Annotated in this window: 29 protein-coding genes; 15 read left to right on the top strand and 14 right to left on the bottom strand. The window is 47.1% G+C overall.

The genetic code is table 11. From position 1 onward, the window contains the following. Nucleotides 1–114 precede the first annotated feature (114 nt). The 4 genes from NC996_RS01920 (at nucleotide 115) to aroQ (ending at nucleotide 3,274) form a co-directional block, all read left to right on the top strand. Nucleotides 115–1,173, top strand: coding sequence for an MraY family glycosyltransferase (locus NC996_RS01920; protein WP_190685672.1), 1,059 nt, complete (start codon nucleotides 115–117; stop codon nucleotides 1,171–1,173). A 36-nt stretch (nucleotides 1,174–1,209) separates the two neighbouring features. Continuing rightward, nucleotides 1,210–2,481, top strand: coding sequence for a competence/damage-inducible protein A (locus tag NC996_RS01915; RefSeq protein WP_190685669.1), 1,272 nt, complete (start codon nucleotides 1,210–1,212; stop codon nucleotides 2,479–2,481). Nucleotides 2,482–2,648: 167 nt separating this feature from the next. Then, nucleotides 2,649–2,792 (top strand): hypothetical protein, encoded by a 144-nt coding sequence (locus NC996_RS01910; protein ID WP_190410628.1) that lies wholly within the window; start codon nucleotides 2,649–2,651, stop codon nucleotides 2,790–2,792. 23 nt (nucleotides 2,793–2,815) lie between these two features. Further along, a complete protein-coding gene (gene aroQ / locus NC996_RS01905) occupies nucleotides 2,816–3,274 on the top strand; it encodes a type II 3-dehydroquinate dehydratase (RefSeq protein WP_190410627.1) in 459 nt (152 codons plus the stop codon). A gap of 265 nt (nucleotides 3,275–3,539) precedes the next feature. Here aroQ and NC996_RS01900 read toward each other — a convergent pair whose 3' ends face one another. Beyond that, entirely contained in the window at nucleotides 3,540–4,010 is a 471-nt protein-coding gene (locus NC996_RS01900; RefSeq protein WP_190685666.1) for a tetratricopeptide repeat protein, read from the bottom strand. Between NC996_RS01900 and NC996_RS01895 the strand changes: the two genes are divergently transcribed. Beyond that, nucleotides 4,009–4,515 (top strand): DUF1499 domain-containing protein, encoded by a 507-nt coding sequence (locus NC996_RS01895; RefSeq protein ID WP_190533493.1) that lies wholly within the window; start codon nucleotides 4,009–4,011, stop codon nucleotides 4,513–4,515. The genes NC996_RS01900 and NC996_RS01895 overlap by 2 nt on opposite strands. A 129-nt stretch (nucleotides 4,516–4,644) precedes the next feature. After that, nucleotides 4,645–6,156, top strand: coding sequence for an FAD-dependent oxidoreductase (locus NC996_RS01890; RefSeq protein ID WP_190685662.1), 1,512 nt, complete (start codon nucleotides 4,645–4,647; stop codon nucleotides 6,154–6,156). On the opposite strand, the gene NC996_RS01885 is transcribed toward NC996_RS01890, so the two are convergent. Beyond that, nucleotides 6,137–7,213 carry an alpha/beta hydrolase gene (locus NC996_RS01885; protein ID WP_190410623.1) on the bottom strand — a complete coding sequence of 359 codons (1,077 nt, stop codon included), beginning with the start codon at nucleotides 7,211–7,213 and terminating at the stop codon, nucleotides 6,137–6,139. The genes NC996_RS01890 and NC996_RS01885 overlap by 20 nt on opposite strands. 188 nt (nucleotides 7,214–7,401) lie before the next feature. On the opposite strand from NC996_RS01885, the gene NC996_RS01880 reads away from it, so the two are divergent. The 5 genes from NC996_RS01880 to NC996_RS01860 all read left to right on the top strand — a co-directional run bounded on the left by NC996_RS01880 (nucleotide 7,402) and on the right by NC996_RS01860 (nucleotide 9,553). Next, complete coding sequence (locus NC996_RS01880) at nucleotides 7,402–8,055, top strand: Uma2 family endonuclease (RefSeq protein ID WP_190685659.1); 654 nt, start codon at nucleotides 7,402–7,404, stop codon at nucleotides 8,053–8,055. A 71-nt stretch (nucleotides 8,056–8,126) separates the two neighbouring features. Beyond that, complete coding sequence (locus NC996_RS01875) at nucleotides 8,127–8,507, top strand: calcium-binding protein (RefSeq protein ID WP_190439246.1); 381 nt, start codon at nucleotides 8,127–8,129, stop codon at nucleotides 8,505–8,507. 13 nt (nucleotides 8,508–8,520) lie between these two features. Then, nucleotides 8,521–8,862, top strand: a complete 342-nt coding sequence (locus NC996_RS01870) for a 2Fe-2S iron-sulfur cluster-binding protein (protein ID WP_190410620.1) — start codon at nucleotides 8,521–8,523, stop codon at nucleotides 8,860–8,862. A gap of 79 nt (nucleotides 8,863–8,941) precedes the next feature. Continuing rightward, nucleotides 8,942–9,085 carry a hypothetical protein gene (locus NC996_RS01865; RefSeq protein WP_190685656.1) on the top strand — a complete coding sequence of 48 codons (144 nt, stop codon included), beginning with the start codon at nucleotides 8,942–8,944 and terminating at the stop codon, nucleotides 9,083–9,085. Nucleotides 9,086–9,115: 30 nt separating this feature from the next. Next, nucleotides 9,116–9,553 (top strand): hypothetical protein, encoded by a 438-nt coding sequence (locus NC996_RS01860; RefSeq protein WP_190685654.1) that lies wholly within the window; start codon nucleotides 9,116–9,118, stop codon nucleotides 9,551–9,553. 60 nt (nucleotides 9,554–9,613) lie between these two features. On the opposite strand, the gene NC996_RS01855 is transcribed toward NC996_RS01860, so the two are convergent. From NC996_RS01855 to NC996_RS01815, 9 genes are all read right to left on the bottom strand, one after another. Beyond that, entirely contained in the window at nucleotides 9,614–9,898 is a 285-nt protein-coding gene (locus NC996_RS01855; RefSeq protein WP_190410617.1) for a DUF2470 domain-containing protein, read from the bottom strand. Nucleotides 9,899–9,924: 26 nt separating this feature from the next. Further along, nucleotides 9,925–10,872 (bottom strand): alpha/beta hydrolase, encoded by a 948-nt coding sequence (locus tag NC996_RS01850; protein ID WP_190685651.1) that lies wholly within the window; start codon nucleotides 10,870–10,872, stop codon nucleotides 9,925–9,927. Between the two features lie 214 nt (nucleotides 10,873–11,086). Then, complete coding sequence (locus tag NC996_RS01845; protein ID WP_190533515.1) at nucleotides 11,087–12,022, bottom strand: aldo/keto reductase; 936 nt, start codon at nucleotides 12,020–12,022, stop codon at nucleotides 11,087–11,089. Nucleotides 12,023–12,092: 70 nt separating this feature from the next. Beyond that, entirely contained in the window at nucleotides 12,093–13,262 is a 1,170-nt protein-coding gene (locus NC996_RS01840; RefSeq protein WP_190533518.1) for a pyridoxal phosphate-dependent aminotransferase, read from the bottom strand. 245 nt (nucleotides 13,263–13,507) lie between these two features. After that, entirely contained in the window at nucleotides 13,508–14,329 is an 822-nt protein-coding gene (locus tag NC996_RS01835) for an SDR family oxidoreductase (RefSeq protein WP_190685648.1), read from the bottom strand. After that, complete coding sequence (locus tag NC996_RS01830) at nucleotides 14,326–14,754, bottom strand: DUF1824 family protein (RefSeq protein ID WP_190429536.1); 429 nt, start codon at nucleotides 14,752–14,754, stop codon at nucleotides 14,326–14,328. The genes NC996_RS01835 and NC996_RS01830 overlap by 4 nt, the downstream gene beginning before the upstream one ends. Nucleotides 14,755–14,766: 12 nt before the next feature. Next, nucleotides 14,767–15,252 (bottom strand): glutathione peroxidase, encoded by a 486-nt coding sequence (locus tag NC996_RS01825; RefSeq protein WP_190685875.1) that lies wholly within the window; start codon nucleotides 15,250–15,252, stop codon nucleotides 14,767–14,769. 41 nt (nucleotides 15,253–15,293) lie between these two features. Then, entirely contained in the window at nucleotides 15,294–16,049 is a 756-nt protein-coding gene (locus tag NC996_RS01820) for a phosphatase PAP2 family protein (RefSeq protein ID WP_190685646.1), read from the bottom strand. A gap of 20 nt (nucleotides 16,050–16,069) precedes the next feature. Then, nucleotides 16,070–16,300, bottom strand: a complete 231-nt coding sequence (locus NC996_RS01815) for a hypothetical protein (protein WP_190429539.1) — start codon at nucleotides 16,298–16,300, stop codon at nucleotides 16,070–16,072. 229 nt (nucleotides 16,301–16,529) lie between these two features. On the opposite strand from NC996_RS01815, the gene NC996_RS01810 reads away from it, so the two are divergent. Next, complete coding sequence (locus tag NC996_RS01810) at nucleotides 16,530–18,773, top strand: flavin-dependent dehydrogenase (protein WP_190685643.1); 2,244 nt, start codon at nucleotides 16,530–16,532, stop codon at nucleotides 18,771–18,773. Between the two features lie 169 nt (nucleotides 18,774–18,942). Here NC996_RS01810 and NC996_RS01805 read toward each other — a convergent pair whose 3' ends face one another. Continuing rightward, the gene (locus NC996_RS01805; RefSeq protein ID WP_190685639.1) at nucleotides 18,943–20,487 is read right to left on the bottom strand and encodes a hypothetical protein; all 1,545 of its coding nucleotides are present in this window, start codon (nucleotides 20,485–20,487) and stop codon (nucleotides 18,943–18,945) included. 137 nt (nucleotides 20,488–20,624) lie between these two features. On the opposite strand from NC996_RS01805, the gene NC996_RS01800 reads away from it, so the two are divergent. Beyond that, nucleotides 20,625–21,179 (top strand): GNAT family N-acetyltransferase, encoded by a 555-nt coding sequence (locus NC996_RS01800; RefSeq protein ID WP_190685872.1) that lies wholly within the window; start codon nucleotides 20,625–20,627, stop codon nucleotides 21,177–21,179. Nucleotides 21,180–21,222: 43 nt separating this feature from the next. Here the strand turns inward: NC996_RS01800 and csaB are convergent, their stop codons facing one another. Next, on the bottom strand, nucleotides 21,223–22,272 hold the full coding sequence (gene csaB / locus NC996_RS01795; RefSeq protein WP_190685636.1) for a polysaccharide pyruvyl transferase CsaB: 1,050 nt from the start codon (nucleotides 22,270–22,272) through the stop codon (nucleotides 21,223–21,225). Nucleotides 22,273–22,416: 144 nt separating this feature from the next. Here csaB and NC996_RS01790 point away from each other — a divergent pair, with 144 nt between their 5' ends. Both NC996_RS01790 and NC996_RS01785 read left to right on the top strand, forming a co-directional pair. Continuing rightward, a complete protein-coding gene (locus tag NC996_RS01790; RefSeq protein WP_190530260.1) occupies nucleotides 22,417–22,758 on the top strand; it encodes a DUF2499 domain-containing protein in 342 nt (113 codons plus the stop codon). Then, on the top strand, nucleotides 22,758–23,048 hold the full coding sequence (locus NC996_RS01785; RefSeq protein WP_190685632.1) for a DUF3593 domain-containing protein: 291 nt from the start codon (nucleotides 22,758–22,760) through the stop codon (nucleotides 23,046–23,048). Before NC996_RS01790 ends, NC996_RS01785 begins: the two co-directional genes overlap by 1 nt. Here the strand turns inward: NC996_RS01785 and NC996_RS01780 are convergent. Continuing rightward, nucleotides 23,045–24,550 carry an adenylate/guanylate cyclase domain-containing protein gene (locus tag NC996_RS01780; RefSeq protein ID WP_190439279.1) on the bottom strand — a complete coding sequence of 502 codons (1,506 nt, stop codon included), beginning with the start codon at nucleotides 24,548–24,550 and terminating at the stop codon, nucleotides 23,045–23,047. The genes NC996_RS01785 and NC996_RS01780 overlap by 4 nt on opposite strands. Between the last annotated feature and the right edge of the window lie 88 nt (nucleotides 24,551–24,638).

Below are 24,638 nucleotides of genomic sequence, written 5' to 3'. Positions count from 1 at the left end.
TAGACTCTGCCTGACGATTGTTTTGAAGGATGAAAGATCAATAGCGATTAGCAATCAGCTAACAGCTTTTTTTAATTTCTCCCTTCTGATGTCTAGTACCCTACTTAATTTCAGATGCCCCCCCAGCTGTATCACCTGGTTGCCTTTCTCGTATCTGCCTGTGTTGTCCTCTGGTCAACACCCGTTGTGAACAAAATTGGCCTCCAAAAGGGACTGGTTGATTTACCCAGTGAGCGCAAAGTCCATAAGCATCCTATCGTGCGGGTGGGAGGTGTCTCTATCTTTGCAGGCACCATTATTGCCCTACTGATTGTTTGGGGAACCGGGGGATTTGGCGCTTTGAGCGCAGAGAAATCCCTAGAAGTTTGGGGCGTTATCTTGGGTGGTCTTGGTTTTTTCCTGGTTGGCTTAGCCGATGATTTGTTTAGTTTGTCGCCTTTCTTGCGGCTGTTTCTGCAAATTATCATTGCCAGCTGGGCTTGGCACCTCGGCGTCCAAATTGACTTCCTCACCGTTCCCTTTGCTGGACTGGTCACATTGCCAGACACAATTAGCTGGCCGATTACCGTCATTTGGCTGGTCGGTCTGACTAATGCCATCAATTGGATTGATGGTCTAGATGGTCTAGCTGCCGGTGTTTCTGGCATCGCTGCCGTGGTGATGCTGATTGTAAGTTTGTTTATGAACCAACCGGCGGCAGCACTGATTGCCGCAGCGCTTGCCGGTGGCTCATTGGGATTTCTTCGATATAATTTCAACCCCGCTCAGATTTTTATGGGGGATGGCGGAGCCTATTTTATGGGCTTTACTCTGGCGGGTGTCGGCGTAATTGGCTTAGTAAAAAGCACTGCTGTCACTGCGGTATTACTGCCTTACCTGATTCTGGCTGTGCCAATTGTGGATATGTCAGCGGTGATTGTGCAACGGCTGTTGCGTGGCAATTCGCCTTTTATTGGCGATAAATTTCATCTGCATCATCGGCTGCTGCAAGCGGGTCTGCCACAACGTTTAATAGTTTTGTTTATCTACGCTTTGACGCTCTGGGTGGGAAGTTTAGCCCTAGCTTTGGCTAAAATACCAAGCGGACTTGCTTATGCGATGGGTGCAACGTTGTTGTTGGGGTATACCAGCTGGCAAGTTTGGCGAAATTCGCGTATGAGGAGTGAGGAATGAGGAAAAATACAAAATTAAAAAATAAAAAACTTTTGCATGAGTGCTGAAATTATTTGTGTTGGTACGGAACTGCTACTCGGCGATATTCTCAATAGCAACGCCCAATTTTTGGCGCAGCAACTAGCCTCTCTGGGAATCCCCCACTACTATCAAACGGTGGTGGGAGATAATCCTGGACGTCTCAAGCAGGTGTTGGAGATTGCTGTTGGGAGATCCCATCTGCTGATCTTTACTGGCGGTCTGGGTCCCACTCCCGACGACTTGACCGTGGAAGCGATCGCTGATTTTTTTGGCGTTCCCTTGGTAGAACAACCGGAAATCGTCGAAGACATTACTCGCAAATACGCTATGCGGGGGCGTCAGATGACCCCCAGCAATCGGAAACAAGCGCTCATTCCCCAGCACGCCTCAGTTTTACCCAATCCAGGCGGTACAGCCCCCGGCATTATCTGGCAACCCCGCACGGGTCTGACGATTCTGACTTTCCCCGGCGTCCCTTCAGAAATGAAGCGGATGTGGCAGGAAACCGCCGTCCCCTTTCTCAAGAATCAAGGCTGGGGCAAAGAAATCATCTACAGCCGGATGTTAAAGTTCTGGGGAATTGCGGAATCGGCTCTAGCTGAAAAAGTCGCGCCGTTTCTCGACCTCCCTAACCCCACCGTTGCTCCTTACGCCCTTCACGGAGAGGTGCGGCTGCGAGTCTCGGCAAGAGCGGCGTCAGAACCGGAAGCGCTAGGACTGATTAAGCCAGTGGCGCAACAACTGCGGCAGATAGGAGGGCTGGATTATTACGGCACTGACACTGACACTCTTGCTTCTGTTGTCGGCTTTTTGTTGCAAGAAGCCGGGGAAACGCTTTCGGTGGCAGAATCCTGTACGGGTGGAGGCTTGGGGCAGATGCTAACCAGTGTCGCCGGGAGTTCCAATTATTTTTTGGGCGGCGTCATTTCTTATGACAACTCGGTGAAAATTTCCCTTTTGGGTGTCAATCCAGAAGACTTAGCCCAGGTCGGTGCGGTGAGCGACGCGGTCGCCAAGCAAATGGCAGTAGGTGTAAAAACACGTCTCTCAACCACTTGGGGACTCAGTATCACAGGGATTGCTGGGCCAGGAGGTGGTACGGAAACCAAGCCGGTGGGATTAGTCTATATTGGTCTAGCGGGGCCGGATGACACGGTAGAAAGTTTTAAGCACCAGCTGGGTCAAAATCGAGAGCGAGACTCGATTCGGTACGCCAGCGCTTCAATTGCCCTTGACCAACTGCGGCGAACAATGTTGAAGAAAAAATTAACGGCGGATGTGTCTTAAGACGGATAGACGCCGCCCGGTCACACACATCCATAGTGAGATTACTCACCTGTTTCTCCATGTGCTAGGGTTAGAATAAATCTTAACCACAATAGGATTCATAAACTCTCACGTTTGCCCTGTTGTTAAGTACTCATCCTGGTTGTATTGCAGGAGTTTTCAATTCAATGGACTATATAGAAAATGTGTTGGAAAAGCTCAAAGAATGGGCACGTAAGCTCATCGAAACGCTCCTGGGACCGGAAGCTGAGCCGGAACCAGAACTGATTCCAATTCCAGTGAATGAGAGATCGTCGCGCCGTCGTAGTTAGTCTATTGAGTTGCTGCTGAAACCTTGGGCATAGTTACTGTTCTGGTGCTGCACGGACCAAACTTAAACCTATTGGGACTCCGAGAACCAGGGATTTATGGCTCTGTGACGTTGGATGAGATTAATCGCCTGTTAGAACAAGAAGGGCAAACGCTCGACTGTAAGGTCTTTACTTTACAGTCAAATCATGAAGGCGTCTTAGTGGATGCAATTCAGAATGCCGTTGGGCAGCACCAAGGAATTTTAATTAACGCTGGAGCATATACTCATACCAGCGTAGCGATACGGGATGCGATCGCGGCTGTTAACCTTCCGACTGTAGAAGTGCATCTGAGTAATATTTACCGACGCGAAGCTTTCCGACATCATTCTTATATCGCACCCATTGCAATTGGACAAATCAGCGGCTTTGGTGCAGAGAGTTACCGCCTGGGGTTAAACGCTCTCGTTCACCATTTGAGACAAAAAAGTGGCGGTGAATAAACTTCGTGGCGAATGATTGTCTTTGTTTGAGGAACAGATGACCGATCCGATTCGGCGTTGCTTCCCGGCGTAACAAGCGATCGCCTGAAAATGAGCTTCATTAAACGCATAGCATATTGGCTCGGTCGTCTTAGCAGCGACCGGGTTTTTTTTGGAGTTTATTCCCTCCCCGTCAGGGAGCCATTTACTGCCAAACTTCTTATGTATGGGTGTTTTGAGTAACAAGTGCTGTTGCTTGTAGCTGAATCGTTCTTAGCTTAAATTCTTAGCTCAGCTGTGCGGTACATTCAAGAATCAATCTTTGATTTTCTAAGGCGTAAGGCTGAATTTCCAGCGCTTGTCGAAAAGCTTGAATAGCAGCGCTGTAGTCCCCCAGTCCGATATGGCACAACCCCATCCCATGCAGCGCCCCAAAATGGAACGGGATGAGCTTAACCACCATCTGGCAGTCTTGGAGCGCCTTTTTGTACTCCCTGAGAATATAGTAAAGAACGGCTCGTCTATTCCAGGCTTCCGCGAAATTTGGTTGAGTCTCGATCAGATCGGTGAGTAACGCCTCTGCTTTGGCAAGCTCTCCTGCCTCCAGCATTGCCTGCGCTCGCCCAAGTAGTTCAAACCCTACCGCTCCCTTTTGATGAAACCAGACGCGCCACAGCTCTGCTGTAGCCTCATAGCGGACGGTTTCATCAGGATTTTTTAGGTCTTCTAGTAACGAATTGATAGAAAATTCATTCATGAATATCACTTCCAATCGGTCGCGTTGGCTTCTAATCTCTCTATCCTTATGTTTAGCAGCTATCTGTTGGATAGGGGCAACTACCGCTTTGTCAGGAGGAACGATCGTGTTTGCCGGAAAACCACCCACTAATCTCGGTGTCCAGTCAGGCCAACTAGCGCCTTGCCCTAGTACGCCCAACTGTGTCAGCAGTCAAAGCCAAAATGCCCAGAATAAAATTGAGCCTTTGACCTACAACTCTTCCCCAACGGAGGCGATCGCTAATCTCAAAACAGTTATCAACTCCCTCCCGAAAACCAAAATTATCACTGAAACGGAGAATTACCTCTACGCAGAATTCACTAGTGCGCTGATGGGGTTTGTCGATGACGTGGAATTTTATCTCGATGAAAGCGCAAAAACGATCCATGTCCGTTCAGCCTCCCGCCTAGGACAGTCGGATTTGGGCGTGAACCGTAAAAGAATAGAGACAATCAGAGCCAAACTCAACGAACTGAGAAGCTAGGTGTAACTAATAAAACCCCTTCAATCGGTTCGCCCCCACAGAAAAGCTCCTCTTCGCCCCCTCCTTGCTTGCGGGGAGGGTTGAGGGTGGGGTTCTTGTCATCCTGAAAACAGAATGGAGATGTGCGCGATGCCAACAGAAACACAAACCCCAAAAATAGTCGTCGTTGGTGCTGGTTGGGCAGGGTTGGGGGCTACCTACCACCTAGCGCGTCAAGGCTATGACGTAACCCTTCTAGAAGCTGGCCCCTATCCGGGTGGCTTGGTGGCGGGCTGGAAGACCGCAGGGGGGCGCTCTGTAGAAGCGGGGATTCATGGTTTCTGGTATCCTTACCGAAATATCTTTTCTTTGGTAAAGGAATTAGGGCTGAGTCCGTTTACGCCTTGGACTCGTTCCTCCCAGTATTCTCCAGCCGGTTTAGAAGTCGAATCTCCCATTTTCCAAGACTTACCACGGCTTCCCACTCCACTTGGAACTTTTCTCTACACGCAATTTAAACGGTTGCCATTAAGCGATCGCCTATCAGCTTTACCGCTACTCTACGCAGTTATTGATTTTGACAATAGCGACGAAGCTTGGCGACGCTATGACTCTGTAACGGCGCGAGAACTCTTCAAAGATTTTGGGGTTTCGGCGCGGCTTTACCGCGATTCCTTTGAGCCGATGCTGCTGGTTGGTTTATTTGCCCCTGGAGAGCAATGTTCCGCCGCTGCCGCGCTGGGTATGCTTTATTACTTCATTTTGGCTCACCAACCCGATTTTGATGTCGTCTGGTGTCGCGGAACGGTTGGTGAGATGATATTTCGGCCTTGGGTGGAGCGGATTGAACAAACAGGGGCAAAATTACTCGCTAATCGACGAGTCAGTGACGTAATTGTTGATAGCAATAATCAAGCGACAGCAGTTGTCTGTGGGGATGAAGTTTTTGAGGCAGATGCGATTATTTTTGCTGTTGGTATCAGTGGCATGAAGAAGATTGTGTCTGGTAGCCCCAGCTTACAAAACCGTAAAGAATTTCGAGATATTCACAACTTGGGCGCGGTTGATGTGTTGGCAACTCGCCTATGGTTTAACCGCAAAATTAATATTCCTCGTCCTTCCAATGCCTGTTTTGGTTTTAATGCAACAACTGGATGGACGTTTTTCGATTTAAATGCCATACATGATGAGTACCGCGATGAGCCAGGGACAGTTATTGAAGCAGATTTTTATCACGCCAATCAGTTTCTTCCCTTAAATGATGAAGAAATCGTTTCGCTTGTACAACAAGATTTAGCAACTTGTATCCCGGCTTTTCGAGATGCGAAAGTAATCGATAGTAGTGTAATCCGCTTACCGCGTGCAGTGACTCACTTTTTCCCTGGTAGCTATCAGTATATGTTACCCGGAGAGACAAGTATCAAGAATGTATTTATGAGCGGTGATTGGATTGTGACTCGTCACGGTTCTTGGTCGCAAGAAAAGGCTTATGTCACTGGTTTGGAAGCGGCAAATTTGGTTATTTCTCGCTTTGGGCGTGGGAGTAAGGCTTTGATTCTACCAATAGAGGCGGATGAGCCGCATATTCAAGTTGGTCGGTCAATTAACCAAAGCATACGTAATTTCGGTAAAACATTCTTACCTAATATTTGGCTCCCTTAGAACTATTTAGCTGTGTTTTTTTCTTCAGTCCAAACACTGCACCAAAACCACTTAGCAACATCAATGCAGATGTCAAAGAGGATTCAGGAACTGGCTTTGATTGGCTAGTTACATTCACATTTGCATCGAGAGCATCCCCTGTAGAATACACATAATTAAAAGCATCTTTGTCATCGAGAACGCTGGCACGCAAGAAAAGTGCGCTCCAGCGAGCTACCGTTTCTACTGCTACATCTTGAGTTACTGTCGGAGTGTTGCTGTCTGGTCTTGCACCTATGGGGTTGTTCGTATCTGTGATGCCATAGTGGTTAGCACCCAAAATGGTAATCAATACTTTAGGAGGATTTTGGATCTGATTGTAGGTTTTTTGGGCGTTGACAGGAAGAGCAATACTATCAAGATTTCCCTGTAAGAGAGCAGTGGGAATTTTTGAATTGTTGATGGGAATAAACTCTTGAGTATTGAAGTTCCGTAAATTTGCACCGAAAAACGCTCCTGCTACGAGTTCATTAGGTCGGCTGAAGGAGCCTTCACATAAAATAGGAAGGCAGAGGTTGGCAATAGCAGATAGTCCGACAGCACCCCCTTGGGAATGACCGAGTAAGGCTAGTTTCTGTGTATTGATAACGCCAGCAACAGGTGAAGTAGAGTTAGAGTTTTCTTTCACCATTTGTGCTAGAACGGCGTTTAATTGTGACGTTTCGGGTAGAAGTCCCGTAAATCCTAACTCTGGCAGTGACTTCTGGTGATTGGGTACAACTACTACGAATCCGTAGCTTGCTACTGTACTAGCAAAATTTGTGTAATTTGATTTATCAACATTCGCACCTTGCAAGAGCAGCGCAATGGGAAACGAATAGTTGCCAGTTTTAAGGTTTGATGGGTTTGGAAAGTAAATATCGGCTAAGTCATTATTAGCGGAGATTGTTGTGCTGTAGCTACCTACATCGTTGAATAAAGGAGCATCGCTGAACTTTGCAGCGGCAGTTTCCGCGATACCAGCAACAATAAACACTGCACCAGCAGAAGCGATTGATAACACTTTTAGGGTAGTCACAGAACTTACTCCTTTATCAACTACGTATGCAGCATGAGAGATTATCAAATAATCTTACTGATAATATTGCTGACAGCAACGTTCTTTAGATACAGAATGCGACGCCCAAGAAAGCAGCCGCTTCGCTTCACGCATCCACACTGCCTACTCAACTTGATATCTTGGTAGAAAACGCGGGGTTAAGTCCTATGGTGACGACAACGAAAACCACTCAAGGGCGGGGTGTACTTAGAAACATTAGTTGGCAGACTTTTGAAACAATACTTGCAGAGATGGGGGAAGATCGTAACACTCGGCTGGCTTACGATCGCGGAACGCTGGAAATAATGACTCCTCTGATGCCTCATGAGCATAACAATAGACTGCTGGAACACTTGGTTTTCGCTTTAGCTGAGGAACTGAACCTCAACCTCAGAAGTGCTGGATCTCTCACTTGTAAGCGTCCAGACTTACAGCGGGGTGTTGAACCGGATTCTTGCTTTTATATTCAAAATGAACCGCTAATCAGACAGAAAAGGGATATTGACTTAACGATTGACCCACCTCCTGACTTAGCAGTGGAGGTGGACTATACCAGCGCTTCGGTTGACAGACTTTCAATTTATCTTGCTTTGGGTGTTCCGGAAGTTTGGCGTTATGACGAACCTGTGATGCAAATTTATCAATTGCGAGACGAAGTGTATGTTCCTTGCACTGTCTCTCCTACTTTTGCAAATCTACCCTTAACAACAGAAATTCCAGGGTTTCTGGAAGAAAGTCTAAGAATTGGGGAAATCCCCATGATTCGGTCTTTTCGCGCTTGGGTAAGGCAGCAAATAGAGCATCGTGACGACAATTGTTGAGGAGAATTGAGGACGCGATCGCTCGAAAGATTTATTATATTCAAAGTTTAATTATCCGGAGCTAATGTCTTATGCCTAACGTTGAGGAAGACGAAATCCGAGAGAATCGCATTGCAATGGAAATAATCGTCGATGCCTATGACGAAGAAGAACAGGCGATGGGATGGTACTACTACCTTAACGATAATCTTAACTTCCCCTTTAAAGCTAAGTGGGTGAGAAAGGGAGGCAAATCATCCTCACCTGAAGGCAAAGAAGTTGAGGTAGTGGAAATGTCATCAGAAGATGAATGCTTGCACGATATGTTTGTGGAAGTGCTTTACAAAGATGCTACAGGTGAAGATACGTTCTCGGCTCGTTTATCAGAAATAGAACCGATTGATGCTGATAGCGAAACCTTGGAAGCAATCGCAGACTGGCACTATTGGCTTGACAGAGGATACGAGTTTTAAAGGAGTCGTTTTAATGGCAGTTTATCAAGTCCGGCTGGTAAATCCAGCGATCGCGCTTGACCGTACCATCTCCGTGCCAGACGATCAGTATATTCTAGATATGGCTGAAGATGCGGGCATTCGATTACCTTCTGGGTGTAAGCAAGGGGAATGTTCGGCTTGTATCGCCAAGTTGGTGAGTGGTGAAGTAGACCAAAGCGAACAAAAATTTCTACGTCCAAAAGAACTAGAGGCTGGGTATACTGTTACCTGTGTGGCTTATCCGCTGTCGGATTGCACTTTAGAAACCCACCAAGAACAAGTGTTATATAAATCAGCTCTTTACTTTCAGCCAGATACTGCTAAATCTGAATAATTTTTGTGCGAATGCTTGCAATATTTCGGAACTAGCAATTCAGTCAGTTTTAACTAAAGATACAGATTGTTTTGTTGCCATGTTTTTAGGTGAAAATTTGGTTAAACTTGCCGCTACAAAAGTATTTACAGGGAAGATTATTGAGTGCGATCGCGCTGACGTATATGAAAAAGCCGAAGGATGCCGTTCTTTTGAGAAAGAACACACCGTTTTGAAGAAATGAAGGGTGAAATAGCTAGTACGGAGGATAAAAATGAGCCGGTTACTCTACGAAAACTCAGTCTCTCATAAAGGATATCTGATCATCCCATTTGTTTTTGGAATGGCGGATGGTCAAAATATTTACTCCTATACTTTACTTTCTGAATTAGGGCATAAAGGTAGATTTCATAAATTGGAAAATCCGGCTGGTATTTATTCAAGTTGCATTGATAGGATTATTGAGGCAGCCAAAGAACATCTAGATGAGAATTCAGATGTTGTTAGCCAAAACGATTATTTTAAAAATAGATACATTTATCAAGATAATTTGATTATTGTTTATCAATTAGCAAGTAAATATTTTTACGATCATTATAAATCTGATAACTTAAATAATGTTGCCGCGCCAAAAATATTTGGAACTGAACAAGAGTGCATTACCTGGATAAAAGAGGGACTAGATAAGTCACAGATTAATCAACAAGTTTAAATTTTACGAGCATAAAAGTAAGGTGGACAATGCCCACCCTACTCAACGTTCTTTTTGGTACTATTTTGAATGAGAACGCGCTTGTTTCACCATTGCAATGAGCGTATGGTGAGCATCTTCGGCATCTTTGAGAATATGATCGAAGTGAATGCGTATCGGCACATCCGAACCTTTGACTTGTGCCATGAGATTCATACCTTCTGGATCTACTGAAACCATTTCTGCCTTTGCAGCATCGGGAGAATTACCATAAGTTTGGGCGTAAAGAACGACAGCATCAGCATGATCGTCGTTCATGTGAGCGCAAATGCGATCGCTTATTTCAGACGTTATTGCATCGGACATTAGATAGCATCCTCTGATGTAATTAATTAAGAATGTTTAGTGACAAAATTGGTAACTACATTGACGAATTCAACTGTTGACTCATAGGGTAGAACATTACGACCTAACATTTTGATACCCTCAGCATTAGGTAAAGACTTCTGATAGTCAGCCAAGCGTTCATCGGGAGTTTCGCCTTTGCCAGCTTGACTAATGCTGGATGCCGTGTCGCCGACGACTACTAGAGTGGGTTGAGAGATAGATGCGATCGCGTCTTGATAATCTTGCCGCCAAAACCCTGCTAGAAAGGAAAAAACAGCATGGCGAGTCTCTGGATCTGTCGCACCTTTCTCCAGCGTTTCCAGCCACTCCCGATCGACTGAATCAGCCTTTTCAAAGAGTTGTTTAGTTGAGAAAGAACGTAAGAACTGTTCGCGCCGCGCATAGCGATAAAAGGCACTCCCAAAAGGAGAGTCTAACAGATTCCAGGTAAGTTTTTGCCGCCAATTTTCTCTAGGTTTAGCAAGCAATGTCAAAGCGGGAGGGCCAGCCAGCACCAAGCCTCGAATAAAATTAGAATTCGTTTCTAGACGAACTAACTCAATTGCTACCGGCAGCAAAGCCCCTTGAACCACTACAATCACAGGTTTTTTTACTACAGTCTGCAAAAAATGTTGCAATTGCTGTGCCCAATCAAGAGGACTATAAGCCACATGAGGCATATCGCTCTCACCACATCCCAGTAAGTCTGGATTATAAATTGGATTCCGGCGACCCGCTTCATACCATTCTCGACAGAATCGCTGCCAAAATTTTCGGGATAATCCTACCCCAATGGGATGAATCAATAGTAGGGGAGTCCCGTCATTTGTATTCGGATTAATTGCAGTATGAAACTCGTAGGCGCAGCGATAGTTTTTCCAAGTGTAAAACTGCGTAGGAGTTACGGTTTCAGTTTCAGTTGGTGAATTTTGAGTTGAAGATAAGGGTTGCATAGTTATCCAGAAAGCAATTAAGGTTAGGAGCATCCCAATTAGAGTAAAAACGCCTGATAGCTAAAATCGCAGCTATACAATGAAGCCTGACAAGAGCAGGTTTCAGCCTGTAAGCTTATTTTTAGAAAAATGGGATGCACTCTGCTCATTTTTCGGTTTGACGAGCTAAATTTCGAGTTAACTTAACAGTGCCTCCTAGCAAAGCTCAGCTCATCTATCGCTCGTAAGAATAAATATCTCCCGGCTGCTTGAATAGGGTAGATGAACGCTCTGAAAGCAATTGCAGATCGTCCTTGTCCAATTGGAAACTCAAAGCTTCTACATTCTTGTGAATCTGCTGACGATCTTGAGTAAAGCCTGAGATGACAGCAGCTACACTAGGCTGTTGTTTAACCCAGTTTAAAGCTACCTGAGAAATTGTTTTCTCATATTTTTTTGCCACCTGTGCCAACGTGTCTAGCATCTCTAGGACAAGTTGCCAGCCGCCGTGAGCGCGGATCATACTGTTGTAGTAGAAGCCACGAGCGTGAGAGCCTTCGCTTGGGGGTGATGCAACACCCCGGAACTTATCTGACAAGAAGCCGCCTGCTAGAGGACCGTAGGGCAACAAAGCAATATTATGCTGGAGACATAGACTTTGCATTGAGTTTTCTACTCGTCGGTCAATTAAGCTGTATTGAACTTGATGAGTGCTGATTGTGGCGTATTGCAAAGCTTTTCCCAGCATCGGCGTGTTGAAATTAGTAACGCCAAGTTTGCGAATCTTACCTTGTTCTAAAAGTTCTGCGAACGTAGTAAAAGTAGAGGCAAAATCTAATCCTGGATTGTGCCAGTGGATTTGTACGCAATCGAGAGTATCGCGCTGCAAATTGCGGAGAGAATTCTCAATTTTGCTGCGAATTTGTGTTGGATTCGGAATATTGTCGAAAAAGACGGCTTTGGTCAAAATGGTGCAGTCGCTTCCTTTGAGCAAGCGACCGAGAACACTTTCGCTGCGTCCGTAGATGTCTGCGGTATCAAAATGAGTAGTACCCAGCGCTAAGTAAATATCCAAAGCACGGGCAATATCGGTTTCTGGAATTCGTTTCCAACTGCGATCGTCGAGTTGCCAGCAGCCGATAATTAAAGAGGATTTTTCTTGGCTATTCATGCTTTCCGTCAATATTCCTTGCAATTCATGGCAAAAAGGTGTAATTCTTCGCTAAATGCCCCCTTGACGATTATGCGCTTAAAATCGCTGACAAACCCCTCACGAATCGCCCAATCCCCTCGGCTGCGGTTTCTTTTTGCAGGGCACCATAGGCAACGCGCAGATAACACCCGTCTTCCATGCCAAAGGTTGTACCTGGAATAACCGCGACACCATGTTCGCGGATCAGTCTTTCTACCAAGTCCATTGCAGGTAATTTTGTATGGACTCTCAGCAGAAAATAAAAAGCTCCATCTGCTGGGGGAATGGTGCATAAATGTTGGATGCGATCGCATTCGTTGAGGACAATTTCTCGCACAGAGGCGATCGCTTCTAGCTTTTCCTTGCAGTAGCCTACTCCCGCTTGTAATGCCCCGAATGCGGCATACTGGGAAATCACCGGGGGACAAATCAAAATCGTATCCTGAATCTTCTTGACGGCGATGAGGAGGTGTTTCGGCATCACCATATACCCGATGCGCCAGGATGCGAAACCGTAAGCTTTAGACAGCGAGAAGAGGGAAATTGTATGGGGGTGGCTGTTTGGAATCGCTGCTGGGGAAAAATGCTGCACGCCGTTGTAAGTAAAATATTCATAGGCTTCATCGCTGATGTGATAGATGCCGCGATCGCGACAAATTTGATTCACTTCGCGTAATGCTGCTTCCGAATACACGGCTCCCGTGGGATTATTAGGTGAAATTGTGACAACTGCCCGCGTTTTTTCGGTAATTGCTTGCCGAATCGCCTCCGGACGGAGTTGATAATTCTCATCCGTCGCGACCAGAACCGGACGACAACCCACCATCGTAATTGCCATCTCTTGGTTGAAGTAATAAGGCGTTTGAAGAATAATCTCGTCGCCGGGATTTGCGATCGCTAACACCACATTCACGAACGCCATGTTACTGCCAGCCGTGACTACAATGCAGTTCTCAGCATTCATGTCAATCGCGTTCTCAAATTTTAATTTTTGAGCGATCGCCTCCAGCAACGGCGAGATACCTTGTACGGGTTTGTACTTGTGATTCTCTGGATCTGCCAGGAAATGGGACAGTTGCGCGATCGCTTCTGGCGGCGGACTATAATAAGCAACGCCTTGTCCCAAGGAAATCGTTCCCGGACAGCTACGAATCAATTCCCCAACAACGGGAATAATTGGCGACTGCACCGCCTGCATTCGAGAAGATTCGGTAAGCATACAAAACTCATCGTTCAGGGTTTATTGTGCGTATTTCATAATATTTAAAATTTAACAATTACCTTTTTCTTGTTCTCCTTTTCAAAGAAGTTTAGGAATCAAAGGGCAAATTGTACAAGCTTAAATCCCCTAGCCTACTTTAAACGGGAAAGTTGGAAATTTGCATACAGTGAAGCCGAGATTCCCGACTTCTCTAAGAAGTCGGGAATCTAAATCGATGGCCTCTCATAACTCCAATAAGATTGCTATATCGTTTCCGGATGACTCAATTGAAACCCGGCTGCTTTTAGCTTCTGAGTTGACACTCGCGCATTATAAGGTCGAACACTTTTCTGGGATGCATCCCAAGAAACATTGGGTAGATTATGTTGCTTGCACACGCGGTCAAGAAGTTCTCGATAAGTCAAATGTGCATCATCTACTAAATTATAAATTCCTTGGAATTTGTGCTTGCGGGCAAACTCGATAGTAGCAACAATGTCATTTAGGTGAATCCAATTTGTTGGGTCTTCGCCATTTCCTGGGCGAGTTGTACCAACAACTCGACTGAATATTTTGGATAATTCACGACCTGGCCCATGAATCCCGCCTAAACGGAGAATGCAAACGCCTAGATTTTCAGTGGATGCTGATAGCAATACTTGCTCGGTATCGCAGAGAATTTGACCATTCTTATTAGCCGGTGCAACGGGTGATTCTTCATCCACCCATTCCCCATTTTTATCCCCGTAGACAGCATAACTCCCCGTATAGATTAGCTGTCGTACTGAAGGAGTTTGTTTTAAGGCTGAGACTAAGCTATGGGCAGTTTTTAAATAAGTTTCTTCATAAACATCGGCATTTTTTGCTCCAATACTCAGCAGTACAGTATCCTGATTTTCCAGCACCGATTGTAGACCTGCCAAATCATCACCTTTTGTAAGGACGACTCGTTGGCCAACTGCTTCTAATTCTGAAATTCGTTCGGGAGAAGTTGTGGTTGCGGTGACAGTAAATCCTAACTCCTGACGCCAATATTGGGCAATTGTCTTACCCACATAACCACAGCCGATGATTGCAACGTTCATGAAAATTTCGATGTAAATAAATCTAAAGGTAAATGACCGTACATCTCGTTAATTCCGTCTTCATTCGCAGACTGGCAGGACACCAAAACTCCACGATGTTCTCCTATGTACGGATTGAGATAACACAAGTTAGTCTTGGGGTTAAATTTAATATAAACAGAGCCATCAATCGGTGCTAAATCTTTATTGACTTCATAACCTAAAGCCATTGCATAGGTTTTTAAAGCTTTAATCCCTTGCTCTGTTGTATCGGCACAAACCCCTAGTATTTGGTTATCAGAAAGCTCACTTACCAAAAGTAGCGCTTGGCGAATTGAATCTTTATCCGGTGCATCTTCACTGGAATCTATCCTTAAGCAGTCGAAAACTTTGAGGATTTTATGTGCTTCTTGAACGGTTAAGTTTGACAAATTCTGGACAGACATAAATTCCTTGACTTACTGGGCTAATTCCCGCTCAATCGCTGCAATCAATTCTGCTGAATCTGGCTTCACACTGCTATTAAATCGATCCACGACTTCACCTTGCTTACTGACTAAGAACTTCTCAAAGTTCCAAGAAACATTTCCCGTAGGCTGTACTGCACTGGTAAGCCGAGCATACAGCGGATGCTGTTCTTGACCTTTGGCATGAACTTTGTCAAACATCTCAAAGCTGACGCCGTAGTTGGTCGTGCAGAAATTCACAATCTCTTCATTGCTACCGGGTTCTTGCGCTCCAAAGTCGTTGCAAGGGAATCCTAGAACGCGCAATCCCTGATCCTGGTACTTTTGGTTTAACTGCTCTAATCCTTTGTACTGAGGCGTGTAGCCGCACTGGGAAGCGACATTCACGATTAAAAGGACCTTTCCGCCGTACTCGGAAAGTTGCTTATCTTCACCGTTGATAGTTTTTACTGCGATATCAGAGACTGTACTGCTCATTAATTTCATTCCTATACACCCTGATTGAGCTGTGTTTTCCCTTATCTGCGGTTAGCGATATTGGATTCTTCTTCGTTAGGGATGGGCGTTTTTTGAGGGGCTGGCTTGTAATATTCTTGCCAAATTTCTAGGCTGAGGATACAGGTCATCAACCACACAATCCCTGCTGCATAGCCAGCGACGACATCCGTAGGCCAATGGACGCCAAGATAAAGCCGACTCAGACCAATACCCGTAACCAATAGCAGTGTCCCGCTAGCGATCGCTATATGCCATTTACTCAACTGCTTGACCAGTAAATAGCCAAGTGCGCCGTAAACAACCATTGAAATCATCGCATGACCGCTAGGAAAGCTGTATTGACCCACATCAATGACCCGATCCCAAAGCGCCGGACGGGCGCGACCAAATACCACTTTGAGTAAATAGTTTAAGCCAACCGCACCCACTCCAGCGATCGCAAGTGTTATGGCTTGCCCTCGCCGACCGTCTCGGTACAGCCAAATCCCGAAGCCCAAGCAAATGACCAGCAACACCGTGGGTTCTCCCACAAATGTGAATCCCAGCATTAGCCGATCGAGCAGCGGCGCGTGCAGGCTTCTGATAACCACTAGAATTGCCGTATCAATGGCTTGGGTTTCTTTGTCTAAAACTTCGTCAGCAATTTGGGCAAATCCCCACAGCCCTAGGGCAGCAACGAATAGACCCGCTGCTGGAATCGTAAATAACAAGGGCAATATGTGCGATCGCCACCACTGCGGCAACACGGAGATAACTCGCTTGGCAATTTCGCGCATGATCTGGCGGTTCTAATTTGCTAGAGGCTAGCCCAAGCTTGGGCAACGATGTCGCTAAGCCAGTGTCTTTGTGCCTGATCCAGCAGACTATCTTCTTCTAGCACTTGAGCGGTTAATTCGTCTAAAGACTGCCCCTCTTGACGGGCAATTTGAACGACTCCAGCGATCGCTGCTGCCACTAATTCTTCATCAACGGGCTTTTGCCGCAAGGCGACAATTTCTTGAGGACTGGCTGGGATGGGATAATTCATGGCGTAGGTCATAGTCTATGGGCGGGTTTAAAGGATTCATCGCTCAGGGCTTTCGTCGTGAGCGGTTCCCCGCCCGTCCAACAGTTGCACCCCTGTACATTAAGAAAATGAGAATTGTGTAAAGTTTTTTAATCGATTCTAAGCAATTCGTATCCGGAAGTTTAGCGCACTTTGACCCCGGTTCACTCTGTCTTTCTCAGGAATAGGTTCCCTAATGCAGATCGCCAATATGAGAGAAATACTTTACTTAGAAGTTCCTACCCCGGATATAGCCGCCGTCCGCGCCTGGTTGCAACAAGAGTACGATCCAGGAGCAGGGGAGAAAATGTTCACGCCTGACGGTATCAGACTGCAATTTCCCAATCCTGAGAGTCTTAAAAAAACGGATACAACCCAAAATCCCGCGATTCCGCAACCCGAACTCTCAATTTTTATTTGGTCGGTGCAGCGAACCACGTATCTGAAGGTCTTCCGTTGGGCACAGCAGGCTATCCCCGGTGAAAGAGAGATCCTGAAACAACTTACCTCGAATCTGAGAAGCCGGTTTCCCCAACAATATCCAGAACCACCGGCGATTGATTTGTCAAAGCAATCTATCTTTGAAGCTTTGGCTCACGATTACCCGGAAACCGTCCGCTTCTTTCAAAAAATGCCGAACGGGGAATATGACCTGAATCGCGTCTATTGGTGGGAGAAACGTTGGCGCGAGAGCGTTCGCAATCCGAAACAGCCAGCGCAGGTTATCTTCCGAAGAGACAGGGAAATCAGGAATCAAAAGGGAGATGAAGCCTTCACTGACTCTTCCTCCCTCCCCTCTCAGTCCATCCTTCGGGAAGGCGAAGCGCCCTCAGCCCTCAGCCCTCAGCCCTCAGTCCTCAGTCCTCTCCCCTCAGTCCTCTCCCCTCAGTCCTCTTCCTACGACCTGATTTATGTAGGTGGTGCCTTGGGCGTCATCCACGCTGCTGTCATGGCTCAACTCGGCTACCGGGTGCTATTACTGGAACGGCTCCCTTTCGGGCGCATGAACCGGGAGTGGAACATTTCCCGCGATGAATTTCAAAGCTTGATTGATTTAGGCTTATTTACCCCGGCGGAATTTGAAAGCATTATTGCCGCGGAGTATGTAGATGGGTTTCACAAATTCTTTGATGCCAATAATCCACCCAAGCTAAAAGCACAGGTATTGCATACCCCAACGGTGCTGAATGTGGGATTGGACGCCGAGAAACTACTGCGTCTGTGTGGGGAAAAACTCACCAAAGCGGGCGGGGAAATTTGGGATGAGACGGAGTTTATCCGAGCGGATATTGAGCGATCGCAAGTTACCGTGCAAGCGAAACATCTGCCCAGCCAAGCTCAGCGCCAAGCTAGCGGACGCCTGCTAGTAGATGCGATGGGCACTGCTTCGCCGATTGCGTGGCAGTTGAATGGGGGTCGCACTTTTGATAGTGTTTGCCCAACCGTTGGGGCTGTGATTGCCAGCGGGTTTGAGCCGGGGGTGTGGGATGCCCAATACGGGGATGTGCTGAACAGTCACGGCGATATTTCGCGGGGACGGCAGCTGATTTGGGAGTTATTCCCCGCTGAAGGTGAAGAAGTGACCTTCTACTTATTCCACTATCATCAAGTGCATCCCGATAACCCCGGCTCGTTATTAGAAATGTATGAAGATTTTTTCAACATTTTGCCGGAGTATCGCCGCTGCGATATGGAGAAGCTGGTGTGGAAAAAACCGACATTTGGGTATATTCCGGGTCACTTTAGTGTTGGAAGTCGCGATCGCACGGTTGCTTTCGATCGGCTTATTAGCATTGGCGATGCCGCCTCTCTCCAATCTCCCCTCGTTTTTACCGGCTTTGGTTCCCTGGTTCGCAATCTCTCCCGTTTAACCAACCTTCTCGATACCGCCCTCAAACATGACTTGCTCCAAGCCCATCACTTAAATCAGATTCGCGCTTATCAAAGCAACGTCTCCGTTACCTGGTTATTTTCTAAAGGCATGATGGTTCCCACCGGCACCTACTTACCGCCGCAGCGAATTAACTCGATGCTGAATACCTTTTTCGGGCTTTTGGCGACAGAACCCCCAGAGGTGGCAGACACGTTTATTAAAGACCGAGTGAATTGGCTAACCTTCAATCGACTGGCGCTAAAAGCCGCTTGGATCAATCCAGCTTTGCTGTTATGGATTTGGCAACTCGCCGGTGCTAAAGATATCTTCCGCTGGCTGGGCAGCTATTTCAGCTTTACACTTCATGCCCTAGTTGTTTGGTTGCTGGGGGGTTGGTTTCCGGGTGCCCTCCGGCGTCTACAACCTTCACTAGAAGAACACTATCCTGCTTTGTGGTTATGGCTGCTGGCTCAGAGCTATGCCCTCACTGCTGGGATGGGGCGTCCTCAAAAGAACCATCAGCTTTCTACGCGGAAAGAGCAGAGGCAAACGTCATCAGAGCGGGTCGCGATTAAAAATTAAAAATGCAAAATTAAAAAGAACAATGTTTAATTTTGTATTTTTAGGACTTACGCCGAGATCCCCCTTGCCACTCCCTTAAAAAGGGGGAACCGGAAAAGCCCCCTTTTTTAAGGGGGCTAGGGGGATCTAGATTTCAAGCTTTCAATGCGTAAGTCCTGATTTTTAATTTCTACGCGCCAGTTTTTCTGGGAAACGTTGGCAATTCTATCGACGCCAAGGATTTCCGCCCTTTCGGGGGACGTGTCGGATAAAGCAGAGGGGAAGGCCAGTTTGGTTGGGAGGGGATGGCATCAGGGCGCTGGGTGGGCACAGCAGCCGGAAATTCTCTGCGGGATATTACCTCCTCTTCTTGCTCAGCATTGTCTCCACTCGCATCTTCTGACCAGATTGCCTCTGGTTCAGAAGGCTCAAAGATGTACGAGGAAGGAGAAGCTGATTCGGTATTTTCTAGGGCATAGATCGTTCCAGCTTCATCGTTCTCATCTGGCTCGAAACTGACAGCCAGCAGCAGGTCTTCCAGTTCGTTCTCAATCGCGATACTTTCCTGGGTAGAAGCGATCGCTAATTCATCGCTGAAATCGTCGTTATCAGAAATTTCCAGCTCAGGGGGCATGAGAAAATCATCCATGAGCGGATCGGAGTCTGAGCCTAGCATTCCCCATTGCCATATCTCCTCTTCATCGGTGGCTTCGAGGCTCTCAGAGGCGGGTATTTCTTCTAACGGTTCCCATTCCCTCGAAACGAAGGCAGTTGCCTCTGTAATCGGTGCATAAGCCGGAGATGGTACTGAAATCTCCCAATCTTCCTCATTCTGGGCGGGGTCTTCCTGGAATGCCGGTTGCGCTGACCAAGGTTGAATCGGCGGCGCTTTGGGGAGGAGAGATTGAGAATCGTGGGCGTTTTTAAGATGGCGATGCGCCCAAGTGGGAGAAGCTCTGGTATCTGGTTCGATTTGGGTGGGGGGAGGCATTTCCAGACACTTTTCTAGCGCCGACTTGAATTGCAGGGTTTGGCGCTGCTGGCGTTGCAAACGGGTACGGAGTTCGCGGATTGTATTTTCGCTTTGCAACAGCGCGTGAGATTGTTCGTTATAGCGTTGCTGGGTGAAGGCACATTCCCGTTCTAGCTGGGCGATGCGTTCTTGGCTGTTTTCCAGCTGTTCTGTTACGGTTTCAATTAAGATTTGTTGGCGCTGGGCAGCTTGATGAGACGATTCTAGTTCTCGGAACATCCGGGTGACTTGTTCTTGTGTCCCGTTGAGTTCCTGGGTTGTAGAGGTGAGGATATTTTCTTGAGCTTGCGATCGCTGTCTTTGCAATTGCAACGCCTCCTGACAATCCCCCAGTGCCTTCTCTAGGTGATTCACTCGGCTGACTAAGTCCCGATTGCGCTGACGCATCTCCGCCAACAGTGGAAACAAATTTCCCGCCTCTGCTGGCGATGACTGCGGCTCAGACTTTTCCCGATGCACCCCATCCCCATCATCAGTTGTCTTTGCGGCACCCACCTCATCGTCCACTAGCGCGGGTGGGCGATGAACTAAGCTGACGACTTCTATTACTTCTAGGATCTCGTCTTGTGCTGGTGCTGTCTCCTGTACAAGATGGAGGTTAGAATCTGTTTCATTCTGTACAGGCTCGTCTATGGGAGGATCGGTTGATTCGGGGAAGGACTGGGACTGGTTAGCTTCTTGGGGGGTGTCAGCTTCACTCATTGCTCTGATTTAAGAGAAGGTCATGGGTGCTTGAAATGGACTGGCTGTCGCTCGATCAATTCACAGCTTTAGAAAGCGCCTAGATTGCAATAATTCTAATTAAGATTATTCCACGACGCTCTCGGAGTCACTCTACCATTTTCAAATTTCGCATCGCCGAGGAAATCGAACTCAAATTGCTTGAGGTGCGACACTCACAAGAAGTTTATGCTTTGGTTGATTCTTGTCGCACCTCCCTACGGGAATGGCTTCCCTGGGTTGATGGCTCGAAAAGTCCTGAAGATAACAAGTTTTTCATTGAGGCTGCATTGAAACAATTTGCCGCCAATAATGGATTTCATGCTGGCATTTGGTATCAGGGCAAAATGGCAGGAGCAATTGGATGTCACGAAATTGATTGGGAAAATCGGGCCACTAGCATTGGGTATTGGCTGGGCGAGAATTTCCAAGGACGCGGGATAATGATTAAATCGTGTCGCACTTTGGTAAATCATACTCTGGTTGAGTTGAAGCTGAACCGAGTTGAAATTCGCGCTGCCGTGGAGAACTCTAAAAGTCGAGCGATTCCAGAGAAACTAGGATTTACCAATGAAGGAACGCTTCGCCAAGCTTGTTGGTTATACGACCATTTTGTAGATTTGGTTGTTTACGGGATGTTGGCACGCGATTGGCAAAGGTTAGCCCCACAATAATACTTTTCAAACTTAGGGCAGAAGGCGTTGCGCTCCGACAGGACTATTTTGCCCCTAAAGCATCACTCAACAAATCCCGATGCATCAGTGCCCGATCGACTAAAGATTGTATTTGATGGGGTGAGAGTGGGTCGCCGTTGACGTAGTGTTCTAACCAAGTTTGACTAATTAAGTTGGGGTCGTCAGGCAATTGAGTTAAGTCCCACCCTGGCATATTGAGTTCTTCCATCAGCAAGCTAACTTTGGGGTCGTAGCTGAGGGCAAAACAGCGACATTCTTGTGCCGCCGCCATAATTAAGCTGTGGTAGCGCATCCCGATTGCCATTTCGACGCCTTGGAATAATCCTTTCAATTCTCTAGGGTCTTTGAGAGAAAAAATATGACTGGCACCGGGTAATTGCGGTTGAATTGACTGAGCGATCGCTAGATCCTGACTTGCTTGAAATGGCACCAGTAAAATGCAGGTCTGAGTAGCTTTTTGAAAGTCAATCAAGGCGCGAGTTAAGTTATCAAGTCGGGCGGGAGTCAGTTGGGGATGCGATCGCAAGGTGACGGCGACTCTGGGTGCTGGTAAATCCCACAGTCCCTTCACCGGCTTCGCGTCTAACGCCCAAACCGGGTCTGGGGCTTGGATATAGGGGATTTTCCAATCCATCAGCAGGGCAGCAGAGGCGCGATCGCGCACGCTGACGGCATGGCAACCCGCGATCGCTTTTCGCGTTATCCAGCGAGTCGAATTGCGGTTCAAAGGGCCAATTCCCTGCGCCCAAGCAATGGTTTTTAAGCCCCGCTTCTGGGCTAATCCCATCAATCCCGCGTAGTAGAGGGGACTTAGGGCACTGGTGGCGTCTTGCATCAGACTCCCACCGCCCCAGATGAAAACATCCGATTTACGGAGTGCTTGCTGCACTGGGAAAAAAGCTTTGCGCGAGCAACTTTCTACGCCATAGCGATCGCGCGTCTTTTTAGGGTTCGCAGAAAGCACGATCGGCGTCACATAAGGCGGTAACATTTGCAGCAGCGATGCCAGCAATGCCTCATCGCCTGCATTGCCCTGCCCATAATATCCGCACAAAACCGCTCGAATTCCCATGCTCAAACTTTACCAGCAAAACTGAGCGGTACTATAAGAAAAAGAGTGATGAGTTTTGAATGATGTTAGCGAAGCGGTGCTTAGCACGGGTTGAGTTAAGACTTCTAATTCAAAACTTCAACCTCAACCCTCAAAAACTTCTTTATGCACGCACTCTCAATTCCTACCTGGATTATTCACGTTTCCAGCGTCATCGAGTGGATTGCCGCCATTTGGTTGATCTGGATCTACGGCGAAGTGACTCGCAATCGGGCTTGGTGGGGATTATCCTTTGCCATGCTACCGGCATTAGTCAGTGCCATGTGTGCCTGCACTTGGCACTATTTTGACAACCCAAAATCCTTAGAATGGCTGGTGACGCTTCAGGCGGCGATGACTTTGCTGGGTAACTTCACCCTTTTGGCGGCTGCTTGGTGGATTTGGCGTTCATCACCCGTGGCTAATCAAAAAGACGATGCGCCAATTATCTCTCCAAAATCACGGTAATGTCTAAAGAAACCCTTTTTGCACTCTCTCTATTCCCCTATTTAGGCTTTCTCTGGTTTCTGACGCGAAGCGGGCAGATGCCGCGTTTAGCCTTGATTGGTTTCTACATGACCTTGGTTTTTGTCGGCGTCACGATTCCGATTGGAATTTATGCCAAAGTTACCTATGGTGAGTCCTTAGCGAATGTCGATTTGCTGCACGGTGGGGCAGAGGTTTTTCTGACGCTTTCTAATATTTTGATTGTGCTGGGATTTCGGCAAGCGGTGATTCAAAAAAAGGCAAGTCTTTAAGTAAGGGAAACCTCACGCTTTCTCCCTTTTAGAAGGTAAGTTTCCATTTCTCCTTTGCCTTTGACATGAATCGAGCCTCTCTGCTCCAACGCATATCGATTCTGTAAGTATTCGTAAGTTGTAGCCGTTACTTGAATTTCACCTGGCAATCCGTGGGATTCCATCCGGCTGGCGATGTTCACGGTATCCCCCCACAGGTCATAGATGAACTTTTTAGTGCCGATAACTCCAGCAACTACCGGGCCAGTATTAATGCCAATGCGGATACTGAGTGTTTGGTGATGTTTGGCGTTGAATTGGTCAATTTCTTTTTGCATATCGATTGCCATTTGGGCGATCGCTTCTGCATGATCGGGTCGGGGTTCGGGAAGACCTCCTACCACCATGTAGGCATCGCCAATTGTCTTGATTTTCTCCAAGTTATGCCGTTCGGTGAGGCGATCGAACCCGGAGAAAATTTCGTTCAGCAACCAGACAAGTTCTTTCGGTGATATCTTTTCTGAAAGCTGAGTAAAGTTAACCAGATCGGCAAATAAAATCGTCACTTCAGCAAATCCATCGGCAATGTTACTTTGCCCGTCTTTGAGTTGTCTGGCAATCGGCTCTGGCAAGATATTAAGTAACAAGTTGTCAGACTTCTCCTGTTCTACCGTCAGTTGCTGATTTGACTCTCGCAATTGCGCCGTGCGTTCGATGACGCGCAACTCTAGCTCCTTGGAAGTTTGGCGCAGCCTGCCGATCACCAGAGCAATTCCTAACAGCCCCAATAGAGATAGGAGCGCTAACATTACGAAAGTTCCTCGCAGTCCTGCATGAGTTTTTGCCATGAACTCATCCAGAGGACTGGAGATTTCCAAAATCCCTCGAACATCCCCTACTTTCCAGTCTTTTTTAGGGCTATCCGGGTGAGTATTGTGGCAAGCAACGCAGCTAGCCTTCATGAGATCGGCTTGTGCATATCGCAATGACAAACGCCCTTGAAACTTCTCCAAGCGAACAAAGGGTCGATCGGGATGTTGCCTCAAGGCGCGAAGCGCTTCCCACTCAAAATTGTCTTTGGGGCCACCTGTCGCTTGCCGCTGGCGAAAGGGATACTCACTATAAAGTCGGACTGACATCCCAGGGTTTTTTTGAACGAGGCGGTGACTGAGTTCTATCAAGAATGTCGCTGGTACGGGAATTGCCTTTTCTAGAGCAGTGTAGTTGTCGGTAATGGTGATTTCAGGAACTGCTTCTATCCGCTTCAGGATCTCGGAGCTGTAGAGAGTGCGTGCTTCCTCTATCGCTTGGGCATACAAGGCTGCATTCTGAAGTGCTTGTGATTGAATTAGGTTTGACGAGAGATGGGACATATTCCACAAAGCTCCCGCTACTCCAGCACACAATAGGAGTGTCAAGACCAGAATTGTCTGTTTATTTAGCAGTTGAATGATTTTTGCTAGACTTTTCGCAATTGACTGGCGAATTGTACGCCTATCTACACGGGAGCCTTGCAGCGTCATCGAATCTCTCCTACTGTTTCATATAGCGATACCTTATATTCCAAGCAGAACACCCTTTAGCTTCTGTTTTAAGCTACGACAAGCCTAA

This window comes from Trichocoleus sp. ST-U2 (assembly GCF_039961875.1).
GTDB lineage: Bacteria > Cyanobacteriota > Cyanobacteriia > Cyanobacteriales > FACHB-T130 > FACHB-T130.
Note: the sequence above shows the minus strand (reverse complement) of the source record. Positions and strands in the feature narration are given on the sequence as shown.